This is a genomic window from Microcoleus sp. K4-B3 (assembly GCF_036704615.1).
Lineage (GTDB): Bacteria > Cyanobacteriota > Cyanobacteriia > Cyanobacteriales > Microcoleaceae > Microcoleus.
In genome coordinates this window covers 1-19,577 of record NZ_JAUBSF010000063.1, presented here as the reverse complement: position 1 = coordinate 19,577, position 19,577 = coordinate 1, and the positions used below count along the sequence as shown (strand labels likewise).

Below are 19,577 nucleotides of genomic sequence, written 5' to 3'. Positions count from 1 at the left end.
AACTAGGAGCTTTTTGTGCTATCAGGTTTTGTGAGGGTTGCTAGTTCCCGGATTGAACTCGATACTAATTGCCACAACTTTACTCAAGTAAAGCTAAAGCGAGCGGTTGGTTGAGTCAAGAAATCGATCGAGTCGCCCGAATTCTTGCCCCCGTTCCCGTTTGACTCCTACCAGTAAATAGTCTTTGAGGCAAACAGCGGGACACTCCTAGTTAATCAAATGTAGAGTTGAGGTAAATACCAAATTGTCTAAGCAAGATTTAATTGAAATGGAAGGGACAGTGACGGAATCCCTGCCCAATGCGATGTTTCGCGTTGACCTAGATAATGGGTTTAACGTGCTAGCTCACATTTCCGGCAAGATCCGCCGCAACTACATCAAAATTCTGCCTGGCGATCGCGTCAAAGTCGAATTGACTCCCTACGACTTGACCAAAGGTAGGATTACTTATCGCCTTCGGAAAAAATAGGCTTAGATAAAACTTTCTAAAAACTAATTCTAAGTTTAATTAGAGAGAATTTGGTAAAAAGCGTCAAATTTATGCTATAATGCTACGTTTGTAGTGTTGCCGAGAAGGGCGTCAACAACCCACCGGTGTACCGGGTTAAGTCATTGCTACGCCGTAAAAGTATCGCTCGCCAACACTCTGGCGCAGGCGAACTTTACCCCAGCAATGGGAGTGGGTGCAAGCGGGCTCCTTCATGAAACAACCCGCACTTTATACAATTTAATCGAGGAGAGGCCTACACCTTGCCCAGCCTCTCCTCCCACCGCTCTACGGGCAGTCCCAGCGTGCCTGCTCTCCGGTAGAGCGGGGTTCTCCAGGCAGGAAGAAAGATGAAAGTTCGAGCATCTGTCAAAAAAATTTGTGAAAAATGTCGCGTCATCCGCCGTCGCGGTCGAGTGATGGTGATATGCACTAACCCGAAACACAAACAGCGCCAAGGTTAGAAAAAAGGAAGATTGGGCAATGCACGCAGGTGCATCCTAATTGAACATTGTAGCCAAACAGGAAAACTAGGGAGACAAAAAGTGTGGCACGGATTGCCGGGGTAGACCTTCCACGCGATAAGCGCGTCGAAATAGGTCTGACATACATTTACGGAATAGGCTTGTCGCGGGCCCAAAAAATTATCGCTGCAACAGGCGTAAATCCTGACACTCGCGTCAAGGATTTAACAGAGGCCGACGTGACAGCTCTGCGGGCTCATGTAGAAACCACATACCAAATCGAAGGAGACCTCCGGCGCTGGGAGTCAATGAACATCAAGCGCCTGATGGACATCGGAACTTATCGCGGTCGGCGTCACCGTTTGGGTCTGCCGGTGCGGGGACAACGAACCCGTACCAACGCCAGAACCCGTCGCGGCGTCCGCCGAACAGTTGCGGGCAAGAAAAAGGCACCTTCCAAGAAGTAACATCTTTTTGGGAAAAATACGCTGGGGGCTGCTGGCTCCTAGCGCTTCGGAACATTAGTTGAGAGAAACGTTAAAGAGACTAATATGGCGCGACAACAAACAGGCAAGAAATCTGGTGCAAAAAAGCAGAAACGGAATGTACCCAATGGGGTAGGCTACATCCAGTCTACCTTTAACAACACGATTGTAACTATTACCGACCTCAACGGCGAAGTAATATCTTGGGCATCAGCAGGTTCCAGCGGTTTTAAAGGAGCTAAGAAGGGGACTCCCTTTGCAGCTCAAACAGCAGCAGAAAGTGCTGCCCGCAGAGCCAACGACCAAGGAATGCGCCAAATAGAAGTAATGGTGAGCGGGCCCGGAGCAGGTCGAGAAACTGCAATTCGGGCGCTGCAAGGGGCGGGACTGGAAATCACCCTGATTAGAGATGTTACCCCAATTCCTCACAACGGCTGTCGCCCTCCCAAGCGGCGTAGAGTCTAAAACGATTTGAGATTTTAGATTTTAGATTTTGGATAATGGCTAACTGCTTAAAGTCAAAAACTAATGGTTCTAACTGTTGCCCCGTCCATCCAAAATCCGAAATCCGTTCAGGGGTATGCTCTGCAATCTAAAATCCAAAATCAAAAATCCAAAGTGGAAAAGGGAGGTCACTCCGTGGCGCAGTTTCAAATTGAATGTATAGAGTCTAACACTGACAAAGACCGCAGTCAGTACGGAAAATTTGTCTTGGAACCGCTCGATCGCGGTCAGGGAACAACTGTTGGGAATGCGCTGAGGCGAGTTCTGCTGTCTAATTTGGAAGGGACGGCAGTAACTTCAGTCCGAATCGCGGGCGTCAATCACGAATTTGCCACGATCGAAGGGGTACGCGAGGACGTTCTAGAAATTCTCCTGAACATGAAAGAGGTAGTCCTCAAAACTCATTCTCAGCAGCCGCAAATCGGCAGGTTGCGGATTGAGGGCCCCGTCACAGTTACGGCCGATCGATTCGATTTGCCCTCTGAGGTGGAATTGATCGATAAATCTCAGTACATTGCAACTCTCTCCCCCGGCTCTGTTCTGGAAATGGAATTCAGAATTGAAAAAGGCATCGGATACCGAGCAGTAGACCGCAGTCGCGATGATGGGTCGGCTTTGGATTTTCTTCAAATTGACGCCATCTTTATGCCGATTCGCAGAGTCAACTACAGCGTTGAAGATGCTCGGGTAGGCGGCACTGTCGAGAAAGACCGGCTGATTATGGAAATCTGGACTGATGGCAGCGTGACTCCTCAAGAAGCTTTGAGTCAATCTGCCCACATCCTGGTAGATTTATTTGCACCTCTCAAAGACATCACCCAAGATTCTCTCAAACCAGAGTATCCAGGTGAAGCCGATCCTACCAGCCAAATTCCCATCGAAGAATTGCAGTTGTCCGTCCGGGCTTACAACTGTCTCAAGCGGGCTCAGATCAACTCAGTCGCAGACTTATTGGATTATACCCAAGAAGACTTGCTCGAGATCAAGAACTTCGGGCAGAAGTCCGCAGAAGAAGTGATTGAAGCTTTACAAAAACGCTTGGGCATTACCTTGCCACAGGAAAAATCAGCTAAAAGTTAATCAACGGGTAACGGGTAAAAAAGTTCTGAATTTTAAGTAGGTGAGTTTTTAAGTTAAAGAATTCACCGCTCAAAACTCGCGGACTATCCCGGCGCCCAATTACCAATTACCAATTACCAACTGCCATGCGTCACCGCTGTCGCGTTCCCCAACTCAGCAAACCGGCTGACCAGCGCCGCGCCCTACTGCGCTCGCTGACCACCGAATTAATCCGCCACGGTAAAATCACTACCACTCTCGCCCGCGCCAAAGCGCTGCGCTCAGAGGCGGACAGGATGATTACCCTCGCCAAAGATGGCTCCTTGGCCTCTCGCCGCCAAGCTATGGGCTATATCTACGATAAACAGTTAGTACACGCCTTGTTTGAGGCGGCACAAGAACGGTACGGCTCGCGCAACGGGGGCTACACCCGGGTAGTACGAACTGTCCCCCGTCAAGGAGACAATTCCGAAATGGCGATCGTGGAACTGGTTTAATTCAATTTTGGGTTGGAGATTTGTGATTTATGACTGACAATCCAAAATCCCCAATCGAAAATCCCCAATCGATACAGCGCGTTGCTCTGGTGATCCAATACCTCGGCACTAACTTTCACGGTTGGCAGCGACAGCCGAACCAGCGTACAGTACAAGAAGAAATTGAAACAGCAATATCGACTGTTCTGGAACGCCCGGTAACGCTGCACGCTGCCGGGAGAACCGATGCGGGAGTTCACGCCGCTGCTCAAGTAGCCCATTTTGACGCCCTGGGCCCAATTCCGGCTCACCGCTGGGCAAGCGTTCTCAACTCTCGACTGGCAAAAGATATTTTAATTCGAGCTTCGGCAAAGGTGGAACCCACCTGGCACGCTCGGTTCTCAGCCAGTTGGCGGCGCTATCGCTACACCCTTTATACAGACCCGACCCCTAATTTGTTTGTGCGTCCTTTTGCTTGGCACTGCTATCACGCTCCTGTGGATGAATCTTTGATTCAGACAGCTTTGACGCCGCTAATCGGGCGGCATCACCTGGCTGCTTTCCACCGCGCGGGGTCTGCCCGCCCCCATTCCTGGGTGGACGTACAAGCGGCAGAGTGTCACCGTTCTGGGCCTCTTGTCTATATTGAGGTTCAGGCTAGCGGGTTTCTGTACGGGATGATGCGGCTGCTGGTGGGGTTGCTGGTGCAGGTGGGTCGCGGGGAAAGGCCGATCGACAATTTTACAGATATCTGGGTCAACGAACGCCGAGAACTGGTAAAATATGCCGCCCCCGCTCAAGGTTTGTGCCTGCTGCGAGTTGGCTATCAAGACTTTCCCTTTTCTCCAGATGTCTGGTACGACACTCAGCCAAAATTAGTCATTAGTCAGCAGTCATTAGTCATTAGGTAACTACTAATAAAAAACTAAGGACAACTAACAATAAAAAACTGACAACTGACCACAGACAACTAACAACAGTTAACAGTTAACAGACAACTAACAACAAACAATGAACAAAACTTACGTCCCTACTCAAGACTCCCTAGAGCACAAGTGGTACGTGGTCGATGCCGCCGACCAGCGGCTGGGCCGTCTGGCAACTGAAGTTGCCATGTACCTCCGGGGGAAACACAAACCGACTTACACTCCTTCTATGGATACCGGCGATTTCGTAATTGTCATCAATGCCGAAAAAATCGCTGTGACTGGCAAAAAACGCAGCCAGAAAATCTACCGCCGCCATTCTGGAAGACCGGGCGGCATGAAAACAGAAACTTTTGCCAAATTGCAAGCACGTTTGCCCGAAAGAATTGTCGAAGAAGCTATTCGGGGAATGCTGCCTCACACTTCTCTAGGCAGACAATTGTTTACTAAGCTGAAGGTGTACGCTGGCCCAAACCACCCGCACCAAGCTCAAAAACCAGAAGAGTTAATTGTTCACACGATTCCGGGAGGAAATGACTAATGCAAGCAACAGATACCGGCCGCGCTGTGTACTGGGGTACCGGTCGCCGCAAATGTTCAGTAGCGCGGGTGCGCTTGGTTCCCGGCACTGGCATACTGACTGTCAATGGCAAAGAGGGGGATTTGTACCTGCAATTCAACCCTACTTATTTGGCTCTCGCTAAGGCCCCTCTGGAAACTTTGGGTCTGGAAAATGAGTACGACATTTTGGTAAAAGTCGAAGGCGGTGGCTTGACAGGTCAGGCTGACTCGATTCGCTTGGGTGTCGCTAGAGCACTTTGTCAATTAGACCCGGACAACCGCAAGCCTTTGAAGACTGAGGGCTATTTGACTCGCGACCCGCGGGCCAAAGAACGGAAAAAGTACGGTTTGCGGAAAGCTCGCAAAGCTCCTCAATACTCGAAGCGGTAATCGAGGTTCGGCAGCGGATTGTGTAACGGATGTAACGGATAGAACGGATGTAACGGATAGAAGGAAGAGGGAAGAGGGAAGAAGGCAAAATTATCCAGATTCTATCTTCCTTTTTTTTCAAGTCTATTTGCTATGGACGATCGCTGGTTCCAACAGATATAAGGCAAAATTCGTGCTGTTGTTGGTGTACAAGTCCTGCGGCAGCTAAAATGGTAGTAAAGTCAAAAATTAGAGAGTAAAAAACAATGGCGAAAGCTGGCATTCACCCTGAGTGGTATCCCGAATCTCAGGTTTATTGCAACGGGGAACTGGTGATGACTGTTGGTTCAACTAGACCAAAGCTTCAAGTTGATGTCTGGTCGGGAAATCATCCTTTTTATACTGGCACTCAGAAAATTATTGATACTGAAGGTCGTGTGGAGCGCTTTATGCGGAAATACGGCATGACGGAAGTAGAAATGCCGAAGGCAGATGCTTCCTCTGGGCCGCTGAAAATGGAAGAGCCGAAAGCAGATGCTTCTAAGGCTGCTGGTAAAGGCAAAAAGAAGAAGTAGCCGGATTGTCATTTGTCCGCAGTTTGTTGAGAGTAGTTCTTTCTACCGACAACTTACCGCCCTCGGATTTTAGATTTTAGATTGAAGACTTGCAATGCAGGCAGTTGAGTTCGATCGAGTTAAGTTAGATCGACATTCTATCCTAACTGCTCTTGAGTTCTAAAATCTAAAATCTAAAATCTAAAATCTAAAATCGATCCGCCCTCGGATTGGAGAGTTTAGATTGAAGACTTGCAATGCAGGCAGTTGAGTTCGATAGAGTTAAGTTCGATCGAGATTCTATCCCAACTGTTCTTCAAATCTAAAATCTAAAATCTAAAATCTAAAATCTAAAATCGATTGACAAAGGACAACTGACAATGGCTGAATCTTATTTGCTGGATAAATTGAAGTCTGTAGAGCAAACTTTTAATGAGTTGACTCGCCGCATGGCTGACCCGGATGTGGCTAGGGACAATCAAGAGTTTCAACGGGTAGCGAAAGCTCGATCGTCCTTGGAGGAAGTGGTCGATACTTTTGCCCTGTGGAAAACCACTCAGGAAGATTTGGTGGGCGCGCGACAGGTTCTCAAGGAAGCCGCGGGCGATCGAGATATGCAAGAAATGGCTGCGCTGGAAGTTCAGGAACTTGAGTCGAAGCTGGAGAATTTGGAAAGTCGTTTGAAGGTTTTGCTGCTCCCCCGCGACCCGAACGATGACAAGAATATTATGCTGGAAATTCGGGCCGGTACTGGCGGAGATGAGGCTAGTATTTGGGCTGGAGATTTGCTGCGGCTGTATTCGCGCTACGCTCAAACTCAAGGCTGGCAGGTGAAGTTGGTGAGCGAGTCGCTGGCGGAAATGGGCGGCTTTAAAGAGGTGATTCTGGAAATTACAGGCGACAGCGTTTACAGCAAGCTGAAGTTTGAGGCTGGGGTACACCGGGTGCAGCGAGTGCCTGTGACTGAGGCTGGCGGCCGAGTGCATACTTCGACGGCGACGGTGGCTGTGATGCCCGAGGTGGATGATGTGGAGATTCACATCGATCCGAAGGATATTGAGATGAGTACGGCTCGATCGGGCGGCGCTGGCGGTCAAAACGTGAACAAGGTGGAAACTGCTGCGGATTTGTTTCACAAGCCGACGGGAATTCGGATTTTCTGTACTGAGGAGCGCAGTCAGTTGCAGAATAAGGAGCGGGCGATGCAGATTTTGCGGGCTAAGCTCTATGAGATGAAGTTGCGGGAACAGCAGGATGAGGTGAAGTCGCGGCGTTTGGCTCAGGTTGGTACTGGTTCGCGATCGGAGAAGATTCGCACTTACAACTATAAGGACAATCGGGCTACCGACCACCGTTTGGGGGAAAATTTCTCGCTCAATAGTGTTTTGGAAGGGGATATTGAGGGGATTATTCAGACTTGCATTTCTCAGGATCAGCAGGAACGTTTGGCTGAGTTGGCTGCTTCTACTAATTGATGGAGTGATGGGGAGCTAGGCGCATTGTTTGCTCAGCCTCAGTTCCCTTGTGACGCGGGAGATATGGTTGAGCAGGGCTTCCCAAATTGCATCGGCGCTTTGGACGGGATACTTGAAATGTTCGAGGTCGTATTGTACGATGATTTCTAGAGGTGCTAGGGTTTGCTGGTTTCTACAACTGGAAATTGTGGCGATCGCCTCTTGCTGCCATCTGGCAAATAGTCTGTAGCTGAAAAAGGAACTGCATTTTTGTCCTTTCTTGTTCAGGTAAACAACTATTACCTGGTGCTGTTTGGGATACACTTTGACTATGCGGTTGACGGGCATTCTCAGGGCTTCGGCTGCTTCTATTTTGGAGATTTGCCAGCACTGGGGTTTTAGCCAACCGGAGGCTGTGAGGCTTTGACGGGTGCGGCTGGGCTTGTGAGTTTTTAGATTGCGTCTCTTGGTCATTTTTACTTTCCCTGATGTCTGTCTTGGGTTTTAAAGTTCGATCGGGCTGTCCCCTTATGTTGGGTTCCTAGCTCAGAACCATTTGTTTAGCGACTCCTTGGGTCTATCAAAACTTAAGTTGTAATTATTAGTTTACTTGCAATTGCTTCCAGTGTCAAGTGTAATTATGAATTGCAAGTGGAAAATTCTGGAGTTGGGAAGTAAACTGAATTATGTGGGATTAAGTAGTGACAGCAGTTGTGAACGCAGAAGCTAAGAAAAAATTGATCGAGATTGTCAAACTAGCTCGCGGTTCCATGAGTCAGCGGGGATTCGGCAAGCTTCTGGGTGTCTCTGCGACAGCCGTTCAGTTGTGGGAAAAAGGTCAGAGCATCCCAGATACAGAAAATTTGGCTCAGATTGCTGTGAGGGCGGGGTTTACACTTGAAGAGTTGCTGGCTCATCTGGAAGGCAAGCCCATGCGTGAACCCGTAGATACTAACGATCTGCTTAAGAAAATTCAATGTATACCCATTAGTGAGTTAGCAGTCATTGGTAGAGCCGTGATGGATAGGCTCGCTGCTGCTGCTGAGTCTTCTGGGAAATATAGTTGATGTATCAGTTGGCAAGTAGACTGCTATATACGATCGAGTAGCTTTTAATTCGTGAACATCCAAAAGTGTCAAACCGATGTTCAAGCTGCTAATTTTAATTTTTATGGTGCTGCCCGATCGCCGATCGATACAATGATAGATATCCTAAATCTGTGTTGACGATGAACGTTATTCTTGCCATACCAGAAGAGCTGCAAACCTATATTGAGGATCAAATTCAGGCAGGGGCTTATGCCAGTGCGGTAGAGTATTTTCTAGATTTGGTGCAGCAAAATCGCCAGCGAAAACAGGCACAAGCCAAACTAGAAGGTTTACTGCAAGAGGGTTTAGACTCGGAGGTCGAACCCTTGACGGCTGCGTACTGGCAGAATTTGCGGGCATCGGTTTTGGGTGGCGATTCACAACCAGTACGAGCGATCTATACAATAAAGAAACCGATGCAACAGAATGGCATTAACCTACGGCAAATTCTGTGAACTGGCGCATATAGGGTGCATGGAACCCCAGAACAATATCATCTTTAGCAATACCTAATTCCATCAAATCCAGGGTGATATCGTCTGCCGTTGTGTTGAGTTGTAGCCAGATTTTTTCATCTTTAATATCGAGATGTAAAATCGGGCCGTAGACACGCTTACTTTTGTACCAGCCGACATACACTAATTGGTAATGGTCGCGCTGTGGATCGAACAGAATTTGGAGTTCTAACTCTGAATTGCTAGAAGTTCCAGAACGCATCTGAGCATAGTTGAGTAAGGCTTGCTGCACGGCATTTCGATAACGATCTAGTTTAGCCATTGTCTGATTTCCTCTCTGGTAGGATCGTAGACGATGAGACGGGTTTGACTCCTTTGAATGACGGATTGAATGAAGGGAACAACAAAAGGCGTTGCTGATTCACGGTATGAATAAACTTTTCACTTGATGTTACAAAACTCACTCTACTTGGCTTATAGCCATTCCGAAAACTTGAATTCATACTTGTATTCAGCAACGCCCAACAAAAAAGTCGTCATAAATGCTGACAGGAACGGCGAGGTAAAGTTTTCGATCGGGATCGGTATCTTCGAGTGCGTAGCGATAGTTAAGACACTGACCCAAGGCCGTATGAAATTCCGAAAGTGTAGAGGCTCCAAGAAAGCTTTTGACCTCAACAGCGATTTTTTGATCCTTGCGCTCGGCAATGAGTAACTTCTCTGCTCCCAAGTCAATGTAGAGGTTGCTGATGCGCTCGATCGGGATTGTAAGTGGATCATCGGTAATTGTCCAGCCATCTTTTTGGAGGGCGACTTTTACGGCTTCATGAAATCGATCTTTGGCAGGCATACCCACAGAGAACGCTTTACTATTTGTATTTTACCATTGAATCGTGCAGCCCGATCGCCGATCGATACAATGATAGGAGGGTATGTTTTAGCAATTAAGGCTGGCGTTCGTTCAACCAATTAACTAAATGCGATCGACCCTATTCCTGACTCAATATGTCTAAAAATTCTCGGACAATGCGATCGGGTTCTTCTGTGCATCTGTTAGCGTCGCAATAGTGGATGATGCTGATACCGTGAGATGCAAACAGTCGATCGCGCGTTTCATCTTTTTCTGTGTCGGGATGCCATATTTCCAGAATTCCCCATTTGCCTTGGTGAAATATGAGGAAATCTGGTTCTTGGTTTTGTCTACCTGCGGGTGTTGTGAGGCGGGCTTTGGAGTTGGGGAAGAATAGGGTGTTTGTGCGATCGAGCGCTTCGGCAATTTTTACTTGTTCTTGGCTGTGAAAGCGCAAATCATTCCAGTGATAAATCCGTTCTTTTATGCTCGATAAAATTCCCTCGTTATCTGCGTCTTCAGCCTTGATAATTTCATCTGATACTGTATGATAATCAGATAGAATTGCACCGTGTAAATCTGCTGATGAATCTGATTCACTTAAGTTTGCGAATGATAGTTTTGCTCCGCTTAAGTCAGCACCGCTGAGATTAACTCCTATAACTTGAGTTCGATGTAAAGTCACTTGATGTCGCCGCAAGTATCGTTTTATAACTGCTTTAATATTATTTTTTTTGACTTTTTCTTTAAAAGCGTCTGAGAGTAACTTCCAGAGTTTATAGCCAGCCGCTTTAATATATTCATCATCATATTTAGAGAGTTTGGCAATTTCCTCATAAGACTGTCTGCCTTCCCAGGACTGTTTGAAGATTAGCTCTTGCACATCGTTTAACTGTTCGTCATCATCTAATACTGTTTCGACAATGGCGAGAGCTTCATCCACAGTCATGGGTTAAATCCTCTTAAAGGTAGTGTCCGAGTTGAGGTTGCGATCGGAGGATGCGTAGGATTTTGCGTGTCCTTGCACCTTTCTGTGGATAGATTTTAGCACATCAGAGCCGAGGTCGCTACTTTTTATCACTATTTATCACTTTTTGTCGCTGGCAAAGCTGAGTTCGTGTTGGTAAAGTATTACACAAATAGCTGCTCCGTAGTGTTCTCTGGTAGCAATACAAAATAATGAATAAGCAATTAAAGCTGATACTTCTAACATCTAGCATTATATATACAGTGCTGTTTCCTTCGGCAAGCTGGGCGCGGACTGTGTTGCAAGAAATTCAGCAAACCGGAGTTTTAAAAGTTGGTATTAGAAAAGATGCTGTGCTTTTTGGCTATGAAGACGGACAGGGCTGGAAAGGCTATTGTACTACTTTTGCAGGTGCACTAGCAAACAGCCTCAGCCGACAACTAAACAGAAATGTTAATGTAGTGGCAGTCCGTTCTACTATTCAAAATCGCGAGGCGATCGTGAGAAACGGAACTGTGCATATAGAGTGTGGGCCTAACACAATCAGCAGCGCTAAAGAACAAGTCGAAAATATTAAGTATTCTCAAGCATTTTTTATTACAGGCACACAGTTGCTTGTCAAAAATCAAAATAGAAACGTCAACTTGTCAAATACAAGTATTGGCGTCCTTCAAGGTTCTGCTAATTTAGCAGCAGTTGCCAGAGTATATCCTCGTGCTGAAATAGTACAGTTTACCGAAAGATATTTAGGCATAACAGCAGTATCGAACGGTAAAGTTACTGCATTTGCGGGCGATACGGTTCTTTTGATAGGAGAAGCAGTCAGACAAGGATTGTCTGTAGATAATTTTGCTTTATTGCCCAGTCAACCTCTTTCCTGTGACGTATATGGAATGATACTTCCCGCCAACGATTCTCAGTGGCAAAATTCTGTTAATTCTTTCATTAATAGCAGTGAAGGAAAACAGGCTTGGGGTACTTGGTTTGGAGAATTAGTGCCTTATCTAAAAGCAACTATTGATTATTGCAGTAGATAACGGCAAAAGCAGACAAGATTCACAATTAAGTTGTTTGGTGGTTAAAAATGTCAGCACAATCAAAAAGTTGGGAATCTGTAATTCTCCCTATATTAGGCGTTATTGGTTCTGTTATAATAATGCTGTTAGCACGTTTATTTTTATTGTTCATAGTTCGACCAGTTTTTGCATTTATTAAGGAATTAACCACTAACTTTTCTTGGCAAAACATATTAAATCTAACTAAAATAACAAGCATATGGTGGCTGGATATTATTATTGCTATAGTTGCTTTCATTGTCATATGCATAATTGGAGCTGGTTTTCAAGAAATTGATAGAGAAGCTGGAATAAGTGGTTTTCCGTTACAAATATTTTGGTATATTGTATTGGCATCATTTTGGTGTTTGGGAGCGGGAGCTGCTCCTTTATGTTATGTAATTGGAATTCAGGCTGTAGATTTATTAATCTGTCCCTTTGTAATTGTTTTGTGCTTTTTGAATACAATTTTAGATTATGGAAACTTGATTTCAATTTTATCTTCTGGAATTAGTCAAAGTATTTATATAGATGTTTTCACAGATACAAGTATTAAATTCATAAAAAATGTTACTTATGTTAATGATTTTACAGACTGGATGAGACAAGATGGAGTGACAATCAATAACTTCTTAGACTATTGGTGGTACAGTCTTAGAGCTTCTGTATTAGGTTTTAGATTCGATGGATTTTGGCAGTGGTTGATTGCATTTCCCGTAAATATAATAGCTAGTATCACATACTTCGTATTATCATTTATATTTACTTTTAATGGTTTGAGAGAGGAAATTAATAGGCGAGGTATATCGCAGACTACTAATCCTGTAGTTTTTCCTTTAGCTTTTCTCATGAGTGCAATTTTAGCATTCATAGGCTTTTGGTGGATAACAGCAGGTTCTCAAGTAAAATTAGCTGTTTCACCTTCTTATGTGGGAAGCGTTCAGCCAGCAATAAACCAAAAAAATCAAAGTCAAAGCCTGAGTTTGGGAGAGCGATCTTTAATTCCAGGGAATGCCAATACCCAAAAACAAGCTGGTATAGCAGCCTTTGCAAAGGGTGATTTTGCTACTGCTGTAACCCAGCTAGAGTTCTACATAAAAGCTAATCGGAACGCTCCCGAAGCACTAATTTACCTCAATAACGCTCGTATTGGGAACAGTAAATCTCATACCATCGCTGTAGCTGCACCCATTGGGCAAGGCGGACAAAGCCTAGATACAGCTAATGAAATTATGCGGGGTGTTGCACAGGCACAGGATGAAGTCAATAAAGCTGGCGGCATTCAAAACATTCCTTTAAAAGTAATGATTGCTAATGACCGCAACGATTCCAAACTAGCGGCAGAAGTTGCAGATGCCTTAGCCAAAAAAGTATCTGTATTGGGCGTAGTCGGTCATTTTAAGAGTGATGCAACAATAGCAGCAGGACAAGTGTACCAGAAAAATCAACTTGTGGCGATTTCACCTACTAGCAGTTCAGTCAAAATTTCTGAGTTGGGTAACTATATTTTTCGTACAGTACCAAGTGATAAATTAGCAGGTGAAGCTCTGGCAAATTATACAACTACCCAGTTAAGGTTGCAAAGAATAGCAGTATTTTTTAATTCGGCAAGCAACTACAGCACATCACTGACAAATGAATTGACGGCTGCTCTCAATCAAAATGGCGGGAAGGTAACATCACAGTTTGACTTTGCCAGTGCTACTTTCAAACCCAATGAGAGCGTTAAACAAGCGATTAGTCAGGGAGCCGAAGTAATTGTTCTGCTGCCGGATACAGCATCTCTCAATGAAGCTTTACAGGTAGCGAGAGTTAATCAGAATCAATTACCGCTACTCGGTGGAGACAGTCCATACCAGATTAAAACCTTGGAAATAGGCAAACAGGATGTCGAAGGGATGGTATTAGCAGTTCCTTGGCACAGAGAGGCAGAGCCCCAAGCTGAGTTTACTAAAAATGCCGATCGCCTTTGGGGTGCAGATGTCAACTGGCGCACCGCCATGACTTATGATGCAACTAAAGCATTGATTGCTGCTTTGCAACAAAATCCTACTCGCACTGGTGTTCAAAAAGCGCTTTCAGCAACCAACTTCTCTGTTCAAGGTGCTTCGGGTGTAGTGAATTTCTTGCAAACAGGCGATCGTAATGCTCCTATTCAACTGGTGAAAATTATTCGCGATGAAAATTCTCGTTCTGGTACGGGTTATGATTTTGTGCCATTGCAGTGAGATGCTTTAGGAACATCTTGTCAAAATTGAAGCAAGAAAACGGTCATAAGAGTTTTACAATAGCATTCAACAAGCCATTTGAAGCGTCCTGGGTTCAGGAATAGATTCACCTTCAGCTTCCCAAGCTTCCAAATACATTTCAATCACTTCTTCGCCGTTATGAATTGCTTCAGAGCGAGTTTGACCGTGAGTGCAAGGCATCACCACGCGATCGGCAAACTCTAGAATCGTGACCAGGAAAAGTCGATCGACCTCCGACCATTGAACAATCATACTGTATTGACTCATAAATCCTCGCCCTTCCTGAGAAATAATTATTATGTTAAAATTAGGCTTACGCACTATATCCAGGGCTAAGGGCAACCGGGTGTGGGATTCCCTAGTCCGGAAAATGATATTATAACATTGGAGGTTTTTCCATGATTCAATTGATATCTAAGTTAATAACTTTCGATGAATTTCTGGAATGGAAACCAGAAAACGAACGCTATGAACTACACAACGGAGTCATTTTTGAAATGCAAACCACAGGACAACATGAAGAAGTTGTTGATTTCTTGCAGACAGAACTAATATTACAAACTCGGAGACTGCAACTTCCCTATCGCTTCCCCAAGAATGCCCTGGTTAAATCTCCACATCAAGAAACGGGTTATTTACCTGATATTTTAGTAGTCAACCGTGATGCTTTAGCCCTAGAACCTTTATGGGCAAAATCCTCCACAATTACTCAAGGATCGTCCATTACTCTCGCGATTGAAGTGGTCAGCACAAATTGGCGCGATGATTATGCACATAAAATGATAGACTATGAAGCATTAGGTATTCCTGAATACTGGATTGTCGATTATTTGGGTTTGGGAGGTAGGCGTTATATTGGTTCTCCTAAACAGCCTACTTTATCTGTTTGTCAATTAGTAGATTGTGAGTATCAGGTTAGGCTATTTCGGGGAGATTCAAGGGTTGAATCGGTGGTATTTCCTGAGTTAAATTTGACAGCGGAGCAAATTTTTAATGGTGCGTAAGTCTTGAGGGTGTCAATCTAATTATATTCAAATCATGGGTAATTGTCTAGCCAGCCTTAATGAGAGCCTGTTTGACAACTTGATGAGAAATGTCTCTTGCTGGCACGATCGCTCTCTTTTGCTATCGAGGTTGACACTGACTATTATAATGTGCAGAAGTCTCCATCATTATGCGAGAAATTCAATCTGAAACAACACGATCGCCCGATCGCCCCACCCAAATAGTCCTGAACCCACATTGAGGCCAGAAACCGGGTTTCTTCGTATATCTCTAGCCCAGAATCTGCGATTTTTCAGAGAAACCCGGTTTCTTCGCGTAACTCCTACCAAATCAAAATCTGGCAATACCCTAAATATAATTAAAATTTGTTAAGATTAACTCGACCTCAGCGCCGGCATCCCATCCGCCGCTAAACCAGCCCTTCCCCAGTCCCCACAACAATGCTGCGACTCGAACACATCAGTAAAATTTACCCCACAGGCGTCGTACTCAAAGATGTCACCTGGGAAGTCAAGCCAGGCGATCGCATCGGCTTAGTAGGCGTTAACGGTGCCGGCAAATCCACCCAACTCAAAATCATCGCCGGCGAAATCGAACCCACCGCAGGCGAAGTCATTCGCCCCGCCAGCCTCCACATCGCCTACCTCTCCCAAGAATTTGAAGTAGATCCGACTCGCACCGTCAGAGAAGAATTTTGGCGCGCCTTCAGCGAAGCCAACGAAGTCCACGAATCCCTGATGCAAGTGCATCGAGACTTGGAAACCTCCACCCCAGAAAATCTCGACGAACTGATCCACAAAATGGACCGGCTGCAACGGCAATTTGAAGGCTTAAACGGCTACGGTTTAGAAGCCCAAATCGAGAAAATTCTGCCCGAAATCGGATTTGAACCCGAAGACGGCGATCGATTAGTCAGCGCCTTCAGCGGCGGCTGGCAAATGCGGATGAGTTTGGGCAAAATTCTCCTCCAAAAACCCGACATCCTGCTGCTAGACGAACCTACCAACCACCTTGACTTAGAAACCATCGAATGGCTGGAAGTATACCTCAAAGGGCTGACAACCCCAATGGTAATCGTATCCCATGACCGGGAATTTCTCGATCGGCTCTGCACCCAAATCGTCGAAACCGAACGCGGCGTTTCCACCACCTACCTCGGCAACTACTCCTCCTACCTGCAGCAAAAAGCAGAAGCCAGAGAAGCCCAACTCAGCGCCTACGAAAGCCAGCAAAAAGAACTCGAAAAACAGCAAGCATTCGTAGAAAAATTCCGCGCCAGCGCCACTCGCAGCACCCAAGCCAAAAGCCGCGAGAAACAGTTAGACAAAATCGAACGCATCGAAGCCCCCACCGGTGGATTAAAAACTTTGCATTTCCGCTTTCCCCCCGCACCCCGCAGCGGTCGCGAAGTAGCAATAATTGAAGATTTGGTGCACACCTACGGCGAAAAAATCCTATTTTTGGGAGCCGACTTATTAATTGAAAGGGGCGATCGCATTGCCTTTCTCGGCCCCAACGGCGCGGGCAAATCAACCCTGCTGCGCCTGATTATGGGTTTAGAAAAGCCTTCTGAAGGTACGGTCAAATTGGGAGGTCACAACGTCATCCCCGGTTACTTTGAACAGAATCAGGCAGAAGCCTTAGATTTGAATAAAAGCGTGATGGAAACCATTCACGACGAAGTACCCGACTGGAAAAATGAAGAAGTTAGGGCTATATTGGGGCGTTTTCTGTTCACCGGCGAAACAGTGTACAAACAGGTTGGCGCTTTGAGCGGCGGAGAAAAAGCCCGTCTGGCTTTGGCAAAGATGCTGTTGACTCCCGTGAATTTGCTGATTTTGGACGAGCCGACAAATCACCTCGACATTCCGGCGAAAGAGATGATGGAAGAAGCGATTCAGAATTATGACGGTACGGTAATTATCGTTTCACACGATCGCTATTTCATCTCCCAAGTAGCTAACAAAATTGTCGAGATTCGGGATGGAGAATTTCGCCCTTATTTGGGAGATTACCACTACTATCTGGATAAAATAGCCGAAGAAAAAGAGCTAGCAAAAATCGCCAAACTTGAAGCTGAAAAAGCGGCTAAAAAAGCAGAAAAAGAAGCGAAAAAAAAAGCAACAGCTAAGCAAAAATAAAGCGGCAACGGTCGCAGATAAACCTTACATCTGCGTTTATCTGCGTTCATCTGCGGTTAGAAATAAAAAATCCCTCTTTCTAACCCAAGACTCTATTAATCATCTGATTCGCCTGCGACTCATAACTCCCACCAAACAAATTAAAATGATTCAAAATGTGATATAGATTATATAAACTTTTCCGCCGATCGTAGCCTCCATCCAACGACCAAACCTGATTATATCCTCGATAAAACAGCCCCGGAAACCCGCCAAATAACTCCGTCATCGCAATATCAACTTCTCTATCTCCAAAATAAGTTGCCGGGTCAAAAATCACCGGTTCCCCCGCAGATGTCACCCCCGCATTTCCCCCCCACAAATCCCCGTGAACTAGCGAGGGTTGAGGTTCATAACCAGCTAACAATTCAGGAATCATCTCTAATAAACGTTCCCCTTGCGGAAAATGACCGCCCCGACGCCTCGCCAATTGTAACTGATAACCAATCCGATGTTCGGCCCAAAATTCTGCCCAATTTGCCGTCCAATTATTAATTTGCACCGTTGAGCCGATCGTATTATTAATATCCCAACCAAAAACCCCCCTTAGCAAGGTAGAATTAGGCTCTTCTCCCCCCCTTAGCAAGGGGAGGTTGGGGGGGGTATATTTGTGCATTGCCGCCAGTTTGCGCCCCATTTCTTCCCAAGCTCTCTCACCCCCGCGACTTCCCAAGTCCAGCCATTCCAGCACAATATAAGCTGAATTCCCCTCAGTTCCCCAGCAAATCGGCTCAGGTACTCGAATCGTCTGGGTTGCGCGCATTTGCTGCAAACCCAGCGCTTCAGCTTCAAACATCGCGACTTGGGAAGCTTGATTGATTTTCGCGAAGTAAGTGCGGGAACTGCTGCTAATGTAATAGCCTTGATTGATGCAGCCCCCGCTGACAGAACGCCGATTGTCGATCGAAAATTTGCTTCCCGTTACTTCGCTAATGCGTGCGGCAATTTTATTCCACATTGAATCAAATGGTTTTGAGGGTTGAGGGCGATCGGAATTAGTTTAACAGGTATGGCAACTTATATCAGAACTCAAATTGACATTAACAGTCCTGGACGCATTGCAACGTAATTCTGTCATTCGCTCTTGGTTGCGAAGAATCTCAAACCCTTACAACACCGCCCTTGAGCGCGTAAGTCCTGATTAAATTCAACTTTGAATTCTGGACTAAGCCGAGTCTGTGTAATTTTCCCAAACAACAAAGCCCCTATCTGAGATTCATAATGAAAGATTAAAAAAAGTTTATATTTCCGCTCTTTAACCCCCCTTAAGGCTCAAAGGAAGTTGCAGCAAAAATACTGCTCAGGGGATCTCTCATGACAGAACAAAAATTCCGCCCCTATGATAGGAAAAATCAACTGTCGCCTCAACAGAAATAATCCTTCTGGCGTGTTCCTGCATTCATTGCCTTTGGCTTATTATTAATAGCCCTGTTCTTTGTTGGCGACCATAGAAATCAAAAGGTAGCCAGTAAGGATATGGCTACCCTAGTCGAAGGCAACACCAAATTGGCACTGAACCTTTACAGCCAACTACGCACTCAACCTGACAATCTATTTTTCTCACCCTACAGCTTTCAACAGCAATCGCCATGACAGCGGCCGGTGCTAAAGGGAAAACAGCCACTCAAATCGATCGGGTTTTCAGCTTTAATCTCCCGCCGGCTTCCCGACCTCCGGCGTTTGCCCAATTGACTTATCAGTTAACTGACGCTCAAGGCTATCAGTTAGCAATCGCCAATCGACTGTGGGCGCAAAAGGATTTTCCCTTGCTGTCACCCTTTGTCAAAACTTCCCTGATTTACACACTACTTTTGCACTACAAGCTGAAGTGCGAAATGTGGGTTCTTACCATTTCCTGTTGTTTGATAATGTTTTGAATAGCCTTGTTTAAATTTCGGGTAAGCTGTTCAGCATCTAAAACGCATATTGCATAGTATAATATGATGATATTTATAAAAAGTCAATGCCTACTAAAAACTTCCTCAGTTCCGAGACAAGGGAAAATCTTCAACAAGTATTAAAGGAGCATGAGCATCCAGACATTCGGCTTCATAGCCTTAATTTTTTTATTGCTAAATAGCGGAAATACACAAGCTCAAACTGCTGAACTAATAGGATGTTCTCTGAGAAAGATTGCTTATGGGAGCATTCATGGTGATCCTGATAATTTAGACACTTTTAAAGATAATAGGATGAAGGGTAATTACCGAAAAGCCACAGAAGAATACATTAATTTCCTTTGAGAAACAGTTGAAGTAGAACCTGAGAAATATGGCTATGAATTCGGGAGATGGACAACAGCTAGACTTGCCATATACAGCGGTTCCCGCTGTAATATGGTACAATTAATAACAATGGAATATTACTTTGCATTTAAAGCTCATGAAAA

24 protein-coding genes are annotated in these 19,577 nt (G+C 45.4%); 18 read left to right on the top strand and 6 right to left on the bottom strand.

Going from position 1 to position 19,577, the window contains the following annotated elements; translation table 11 throughout:
• Window positions 1-244: 244 nt before the first annotated feature.
• The 11 genes from infA (at window position 245) to prfA (ending at window position 7,360) form a co-directional block, all read left to right on the top strand.
• Window positions 245-469, top strand: a complete 225-nt coding sequence (gene infA, locus QUA78_RS22655; RefSeq protein ID WP_006276978.1) for a translation initiation factor IF-1 — start codon at window positions 245-247, stop codon at window positions 467-469.
• Window positions 470-837: 368 nt separating this feature from the next.
• Complete coding sequence (rpmJ, locus tag QUA78_RS22650) at window positions 838-951, top strand: 50S ribosomal protein L36 (protein ID WP_015178722.1); 114 nt, start codon at window positions 838-840, stop codon at window positions 949-951.
• 83 nt (window positions 952-1,034) lie between these two features.
• Window positions 1,035-1,418, top strand: a complete 384-nt coding sequence (gene rpsM, locus QUA78_RS22645) for a 30S ribosomal protein S13 (RefSeq protein WP_006634981.1) — start codon at window positions 1,035-1,037, stop codon at window positions 1,416-1,418.
• Between the two features lie 84 nt (window positions 1,419-1,502).
• A complete protein-coding gene (rpsK, locus tag QUA78_RS22640; protein WP_006634980.1) occupies window positions 1,503-1,901 on the top strand; it encodes a 30S ribosomal protein S11 in 399 nt (132 codons plus the stop codon).
• A gap of 174 nt (window positions 1,902-2,075) precedes the next feature.
• On the top strand, window positions 2,076-3,020 hold the full coding sequence (locus QUA78_RS22635) for a DNA-directed RNA polymerase subunit alpha (protein ID WP_332978179.1): 945 nt from the start codon (window positions 2,076-2,078) through the stop codon (window positions 3,018-3,020).
• A gap of 125 nt (window positions 3,021-3,145) precedes the next feature.
• Window positions 3,146-3,496 carry a 50S ribosomal protein L17 gene (rplQ, locus tag QUA78_RS22630; protein WP_006634978.1) on the top strand — a complete coding sequence of 117 codons (351 nt, stop codon included), beginning with the start codon at window positions 3,146-3,148 and terminating at the stop codon, window positions 3,494-3,496.
• 29 nt (window positions 3,497-3,525) lie between these two features.
• Window positions 3,526-4,386: a tRNA pseudouridine(38-40) synthase TruA gene (gene truA / locus QUA78_RS22625; protein WP_333306987.1), complete on the top strand. Its 861-nt coding sequence runs from the start codon at window positions 3,526-3,528 to the stop codon at window positions 4,384-4,386.
• A 100-nt stretch (window positions 4,387-4,486) separates the two neighbouring features.
• On the top strand, window positions 4,487-4,942 hold the full coding sequence (rplM, locus tag QUA78_RS22620; protein WP_333306989.1) for a 50S ribosomal protein L13: 456 nt from the start codon (window positions 4,487-4,489) through the stop codon (window positions 4,940-4,942).
• A complete protein-coding gene (rpsI, locus tag QUA78_RS22615) occupies window positions 4,942-5,352 on the top strand; it encodes a 30S ribosomal protein S9 (RefSeq protein WP_106147490.1) in 411 nt (136 codons plus the stop codon). Before rplM ends, rpsI begins: the two co-directional genes overlap by 1 nt.
• 245 nt (window positions 5,353-5,597) lie before the next feature.
• Window positions 5,598-5,906: a 50S ribosomal protein L31 gene (gene rpmE, locus QUA78_RS22610; protein WP_333306991.1), complete on the top strand. Its 309-nt coding sequence runs from the start codon at window positions 5,598-5,600 to the stop codon at window positions 5,904-5,906.
• 359 nt (window positions 5,907-6,265) lie between these two features.
• Complete coding sequence (prfA, locus tag QUA78_RS22605) at window positions 6,266-7,360, top strand: peptide chain release factor 1 (protein WP_172190411.1); 1,095 nt, start codon at window positions 6,266-6,268, stop codon at window positions 7,358-7,360.
• 15 nt (window positions 7,361-7,375) lie between these two features.
• Here the strand turns inward: prfA and QUA78_RS22600 are convergent, their stop codons facing one another.
• Window positions 7,376-7,813, bottom strand: coding sequence for a hypothetical protein (locus tag QUA78_RS22600; protein ID WP_333306297.1), 438 nt, complete (start codon window positions 7,811-7,813; stop codon window positions 7,376-7,378).
• A gap of 227 nt (window positions 7,814-8,040) precedes the next feature.
• On the opposite strand from QUA78_RS22600, the gene QUA78_RS22595 reads away from it, so the two are divergent.
• A complete protein-coding gene (locus QUA78_RS22595; protein WP_333306295.1) occupies window positions 8,041-8,406 on the top strand; it encodes a helix-turn-helix transcriptional regulator in 366 nt (121 codons plus the stop codon).
• Window positions 8,407-8,567: 161 nt separating this feature from the next.
• Entirely contained in the window at window positions 8,568-8,882 is a 315-nt protein-coding gene (locus QUA78_RS22590; RefSeq protein WP_333306293.1) for a hypothetical protein, read from the top strand.
• Here QUA78_RS22590 and QUA78_RS22585 read toward each other — a convergent pair.
• The 3 genes from QUA78_RS22585 to QUA78_RS22575 form a co-directional block, all read right to left on the bottom strand.
• Entirely contained in the window at window positions 8,860-9,204 is a 345-nt protein-coding gene (locus QUA78_RS22585) for a XisI protein (RefSeq protein ID WP_333101792.1), read from the bottom strand. The two genes, QUA78_RS22590 and QUA78_RS22585, sit on opposite strands and share 23 nt — an antisense overlap.
• A 189-nt stretch (window positions 9,205-9,393) precedes the next feature.
• A complete protein-coding gene (locus QUA78_RS22580) occupies window positions 9,394-9,732 on the bottom strand; it encodes a XisH family protein (protein WP_333306291.1) in 339 nt (112 codons plus the stop codon).
• A gap of 139 nt (window positions 9,733-9,871) precedes the next feature.
• Complete coding sequence (locus QUA78_RS22575; RefSeq protein WP_333306289.1) at window positions 9,872-10,681, bottom strand: pentapeptide repeat-containing protein; 810 nt, start codon at window positions 10,679-10,681, stop codon at window positions 9,872-9,874.
• A 230-nt stretch (window positions 10,682-10,911) separates the two neighbouring features.
• Here QUA78_RS22575 and QUA78_RS22570 point away from each other — a divergent pair, with 230 nt between their 5' ends.
• Both QUA78_RS22570 and QUA78_RS22565 read left to right on the top strand, forming a co-directional pair.
• Entirely contained in the window at window positions 10,912-11,736 is an 825-nt protein-coding gene (locus QUA78_RS22570) for a transporter substrate-binding domain-containing protein (protein WP_333306287.1), read from the top strand.
• Window positions 11,737-11,783: 47 nt separating this feature from the next.
• On the top strand, window positions 11,784-13,982 hold the full coding sequence (locus tag QUA78_RS22565) for an ABC transporter substrate-binding protein (RefSeq protein ID WP_333306285.1): 2,199 nt from the start codon (window positions 11,784-11,786) through the stop codon (window positions 13,980-13,982).
• A 66-nt stretch (window positions 13,983-14,048) separates the two neighbouring features.
• On the opposite strand, the gene QUA78_RS22560 is transcribed toward QUA78_RS22565, so the two are convergent.
• The gene (locus QUA78_RS22560) at window positions 14,049-14,270 is read right to left on the bottom strand and encodes a type II toxin-antitoxin system HicB family antitoxin (RefSeq protein ID WP_333306284.1); all 222 of its coding nucleotides are present in this window, start codon (window positions 14,268-14,270) and stop codon (window positions 14,049-14,051) included.
• Window positions 14,271-14,401: 131 nt separating this feature from the next.
• On the opposite strand from QUA78_RS22560, the gene QUA78_RS22555 reads away from it, so the two are divergent.
• Together QUA78_RS22555 and QUA78_RS22550 are read left to right on the top strand one after the other, a co-directional pair.
• Complete coding sequence (locus QUA78_RS22555) at window positions 14,402-15,007, top strand: Uma2 family endonuclease (protein WP_333306282.1); 606 nt, start codon at window positions 14,402-14,404, stop codon at window positions 15,005-15,007.
• Between the two features lie 441 nt (window positions 15,008-15,448).
• Window positions 15,449-17,149 (top strand): ABC-F family ATP-binding cassette domain-containing protein, encoded by a 1,701-nt coding sequence (locus tag QUA78_RS22550; RefSeq protein ID WP_333399026.1) that lies wholly within the window; start codon window positions 15,449-15,451, stop codon window positions 17,147-17,149.
• Window positions 17,150-17,228: 79 nt separating this feature from the next.
• Here the strand turns inward: QUA78_RS22550 and QUA78_RS22545 are convergent, their stop codons facing one another.
• Complete coding sequence (locus tag QUA78_RS22545; RefSeq protein ID WP_333307186.1) at window positions 17,229-18,146, bottom strand: fructosamine kinase family protein; 918 nt, start codon at window positions 18,144-18,146, stop codon at window positions 17,229-17,231.
• A 595-nt stretch (window positions 18,147-18,741) separates the two neighbouring features.
• Here QUA78_RS22545 and QUA78_RS22540 point away from each other — a divergent pair.
• The gene (locus QUA78_RS22540) at window positions 18,742-19,065 is read left to right on the top strand and encodes a serpin family protein (protein ID WP_333307190.1); all 324 of its coding nucleotides are present in this window, start codon (window positions 18,742-18,744) and stop codon (window positions 19,063-19,065) included.
• Window positions 19,066-19,577 lie beyond the last annotated feature (512 nt).

Bases quoted from the DNA above. Each gene is read 5' to 3' on its own strand.
- QUA78_RS22580 (WP_333306291.1), bottom strand. From the start codon at position 9,732: ATGCCTGCCAAAGATCGATTTCATGAAGCCGTAAAAGTCGCCCTCCAA.
- rpmJ (WP_015178722.1), top strand. From the start codon at position 838: ATGAAAGTTCGAGCATCTGTCAAAAAAATTTGTGAAAAATGTCGCGTC.
- rpsK (WP_006634980.1), top strand. From the start codon at position 1,503: ATGGCGCGACAACAAACAGGCAAGAAATCTGGTGCAAAAAAGCAGAAA.
- QUA78_RS22550 (WP_333399026.1), top strand. From the start codon at position 15,449: ATGCTGCGACTCGAACACATCAGTAAAATTTACCCCACAGGCGTCGTA.
- rplM (WP_333306989.1), top strand. From the start codon at position 4,487: ATGAACAAAACTTACGTCCCTACTCAAGACTCCCTAGAGCACAAGTGG.
- QUA78_RS22575 (WP_333306289.1), bottom strand. From the start codon at position 10,681: ATGACTGTGGATGAAGCTCTCGCCATTGTCGAAACAGTATTAGATGAT.
- truA (WP_333306987.1), top strand. From the start codon at position 3,526: ATGACTGACAATCCAAAATCCCCAATCGAAAATCCCCAATCGATACAG.
- QUA78_RS22545 (WP_333307186.1), bottom strand. From the start codon at position 18,146: ATGTGGAATAAAATTGCCGCACGCATTAGCGAAGTAACGGGAAGCAAA.
- prfA (WP_172190411.1), top strand. From the start codon at position 6,266: ATGGCTGAATCTTATTTGCTGGATAAATTGAAGTCTGTAGAGCAAACT.
- QUA78_RS22590 (WP_333306293.1), top strand. From the start codon at position 8,568: ATGAACGTTATTCTTGCCATACCAGAAGAGCTGCAAACCTATATTGAG.
- rplQ (WP_006634978.1), top strand. From the start codon at position 3,146: ATGCGTCACCGCTGTCGCGTTCCCCAACTCAGCAAACCGGCTGACCAG.
- QUA78_RS22555 (WP_333306282.1), top strand. From the start codon at position 14,402: ATGATTCAATTGATATCTAAGTTAATAACTTTCGATGAATTTCTGGAA.
- QUA78_RS22585 (WP_333101792.1), bottom strand. From the start codon at position 9,204: ATGGCTAAACTAGATCGTTATCGAAATGCCGTGCAGCAAGCCTTACTC.
- QUA78_RS22570 (WP_333306287.1), top strand. From the start codon at position 10,912: ATGAATAAGCAATTAAAGCTGATACTTCTAACATCTAGCATTATATAT.
- rpmE (WP_333306991.1), top strand. From the start codon at position 5,598: ATGGCGAAAGCTGGCATTCACCCTGAGTGGTATCCCGAATCTCAGGTT.
- QUA78_RS22600 (WP_333306297.1), bottom strand. From the start codon at position 7,813: ATGACCAAGAGACGCAATCTAAAAACTCACAAGCCCAGCCGCACCCGT.
- rpsI (WP_106147490.1), top strand. From the start codon at position 4,942: ATGCAAGCAACAGATACCGGCCGCGCTGTGTACTGGGGTACCGGTCGC.
- QUA78_RS22565 (WP_333306285.1), top strand. From the start codon at position 11,784: ATGTCAGCACAATCAAAAAGTTGGGAATCTGTAATTCTCCCTATATTA.
- QUA78_RS22560 (WP_333306284.1), bottom strand. From the start codon at position 14,270: ATGAGTCAATACAGTATGATTGTTCAATGGTCGGAGGTCGATCGACTT.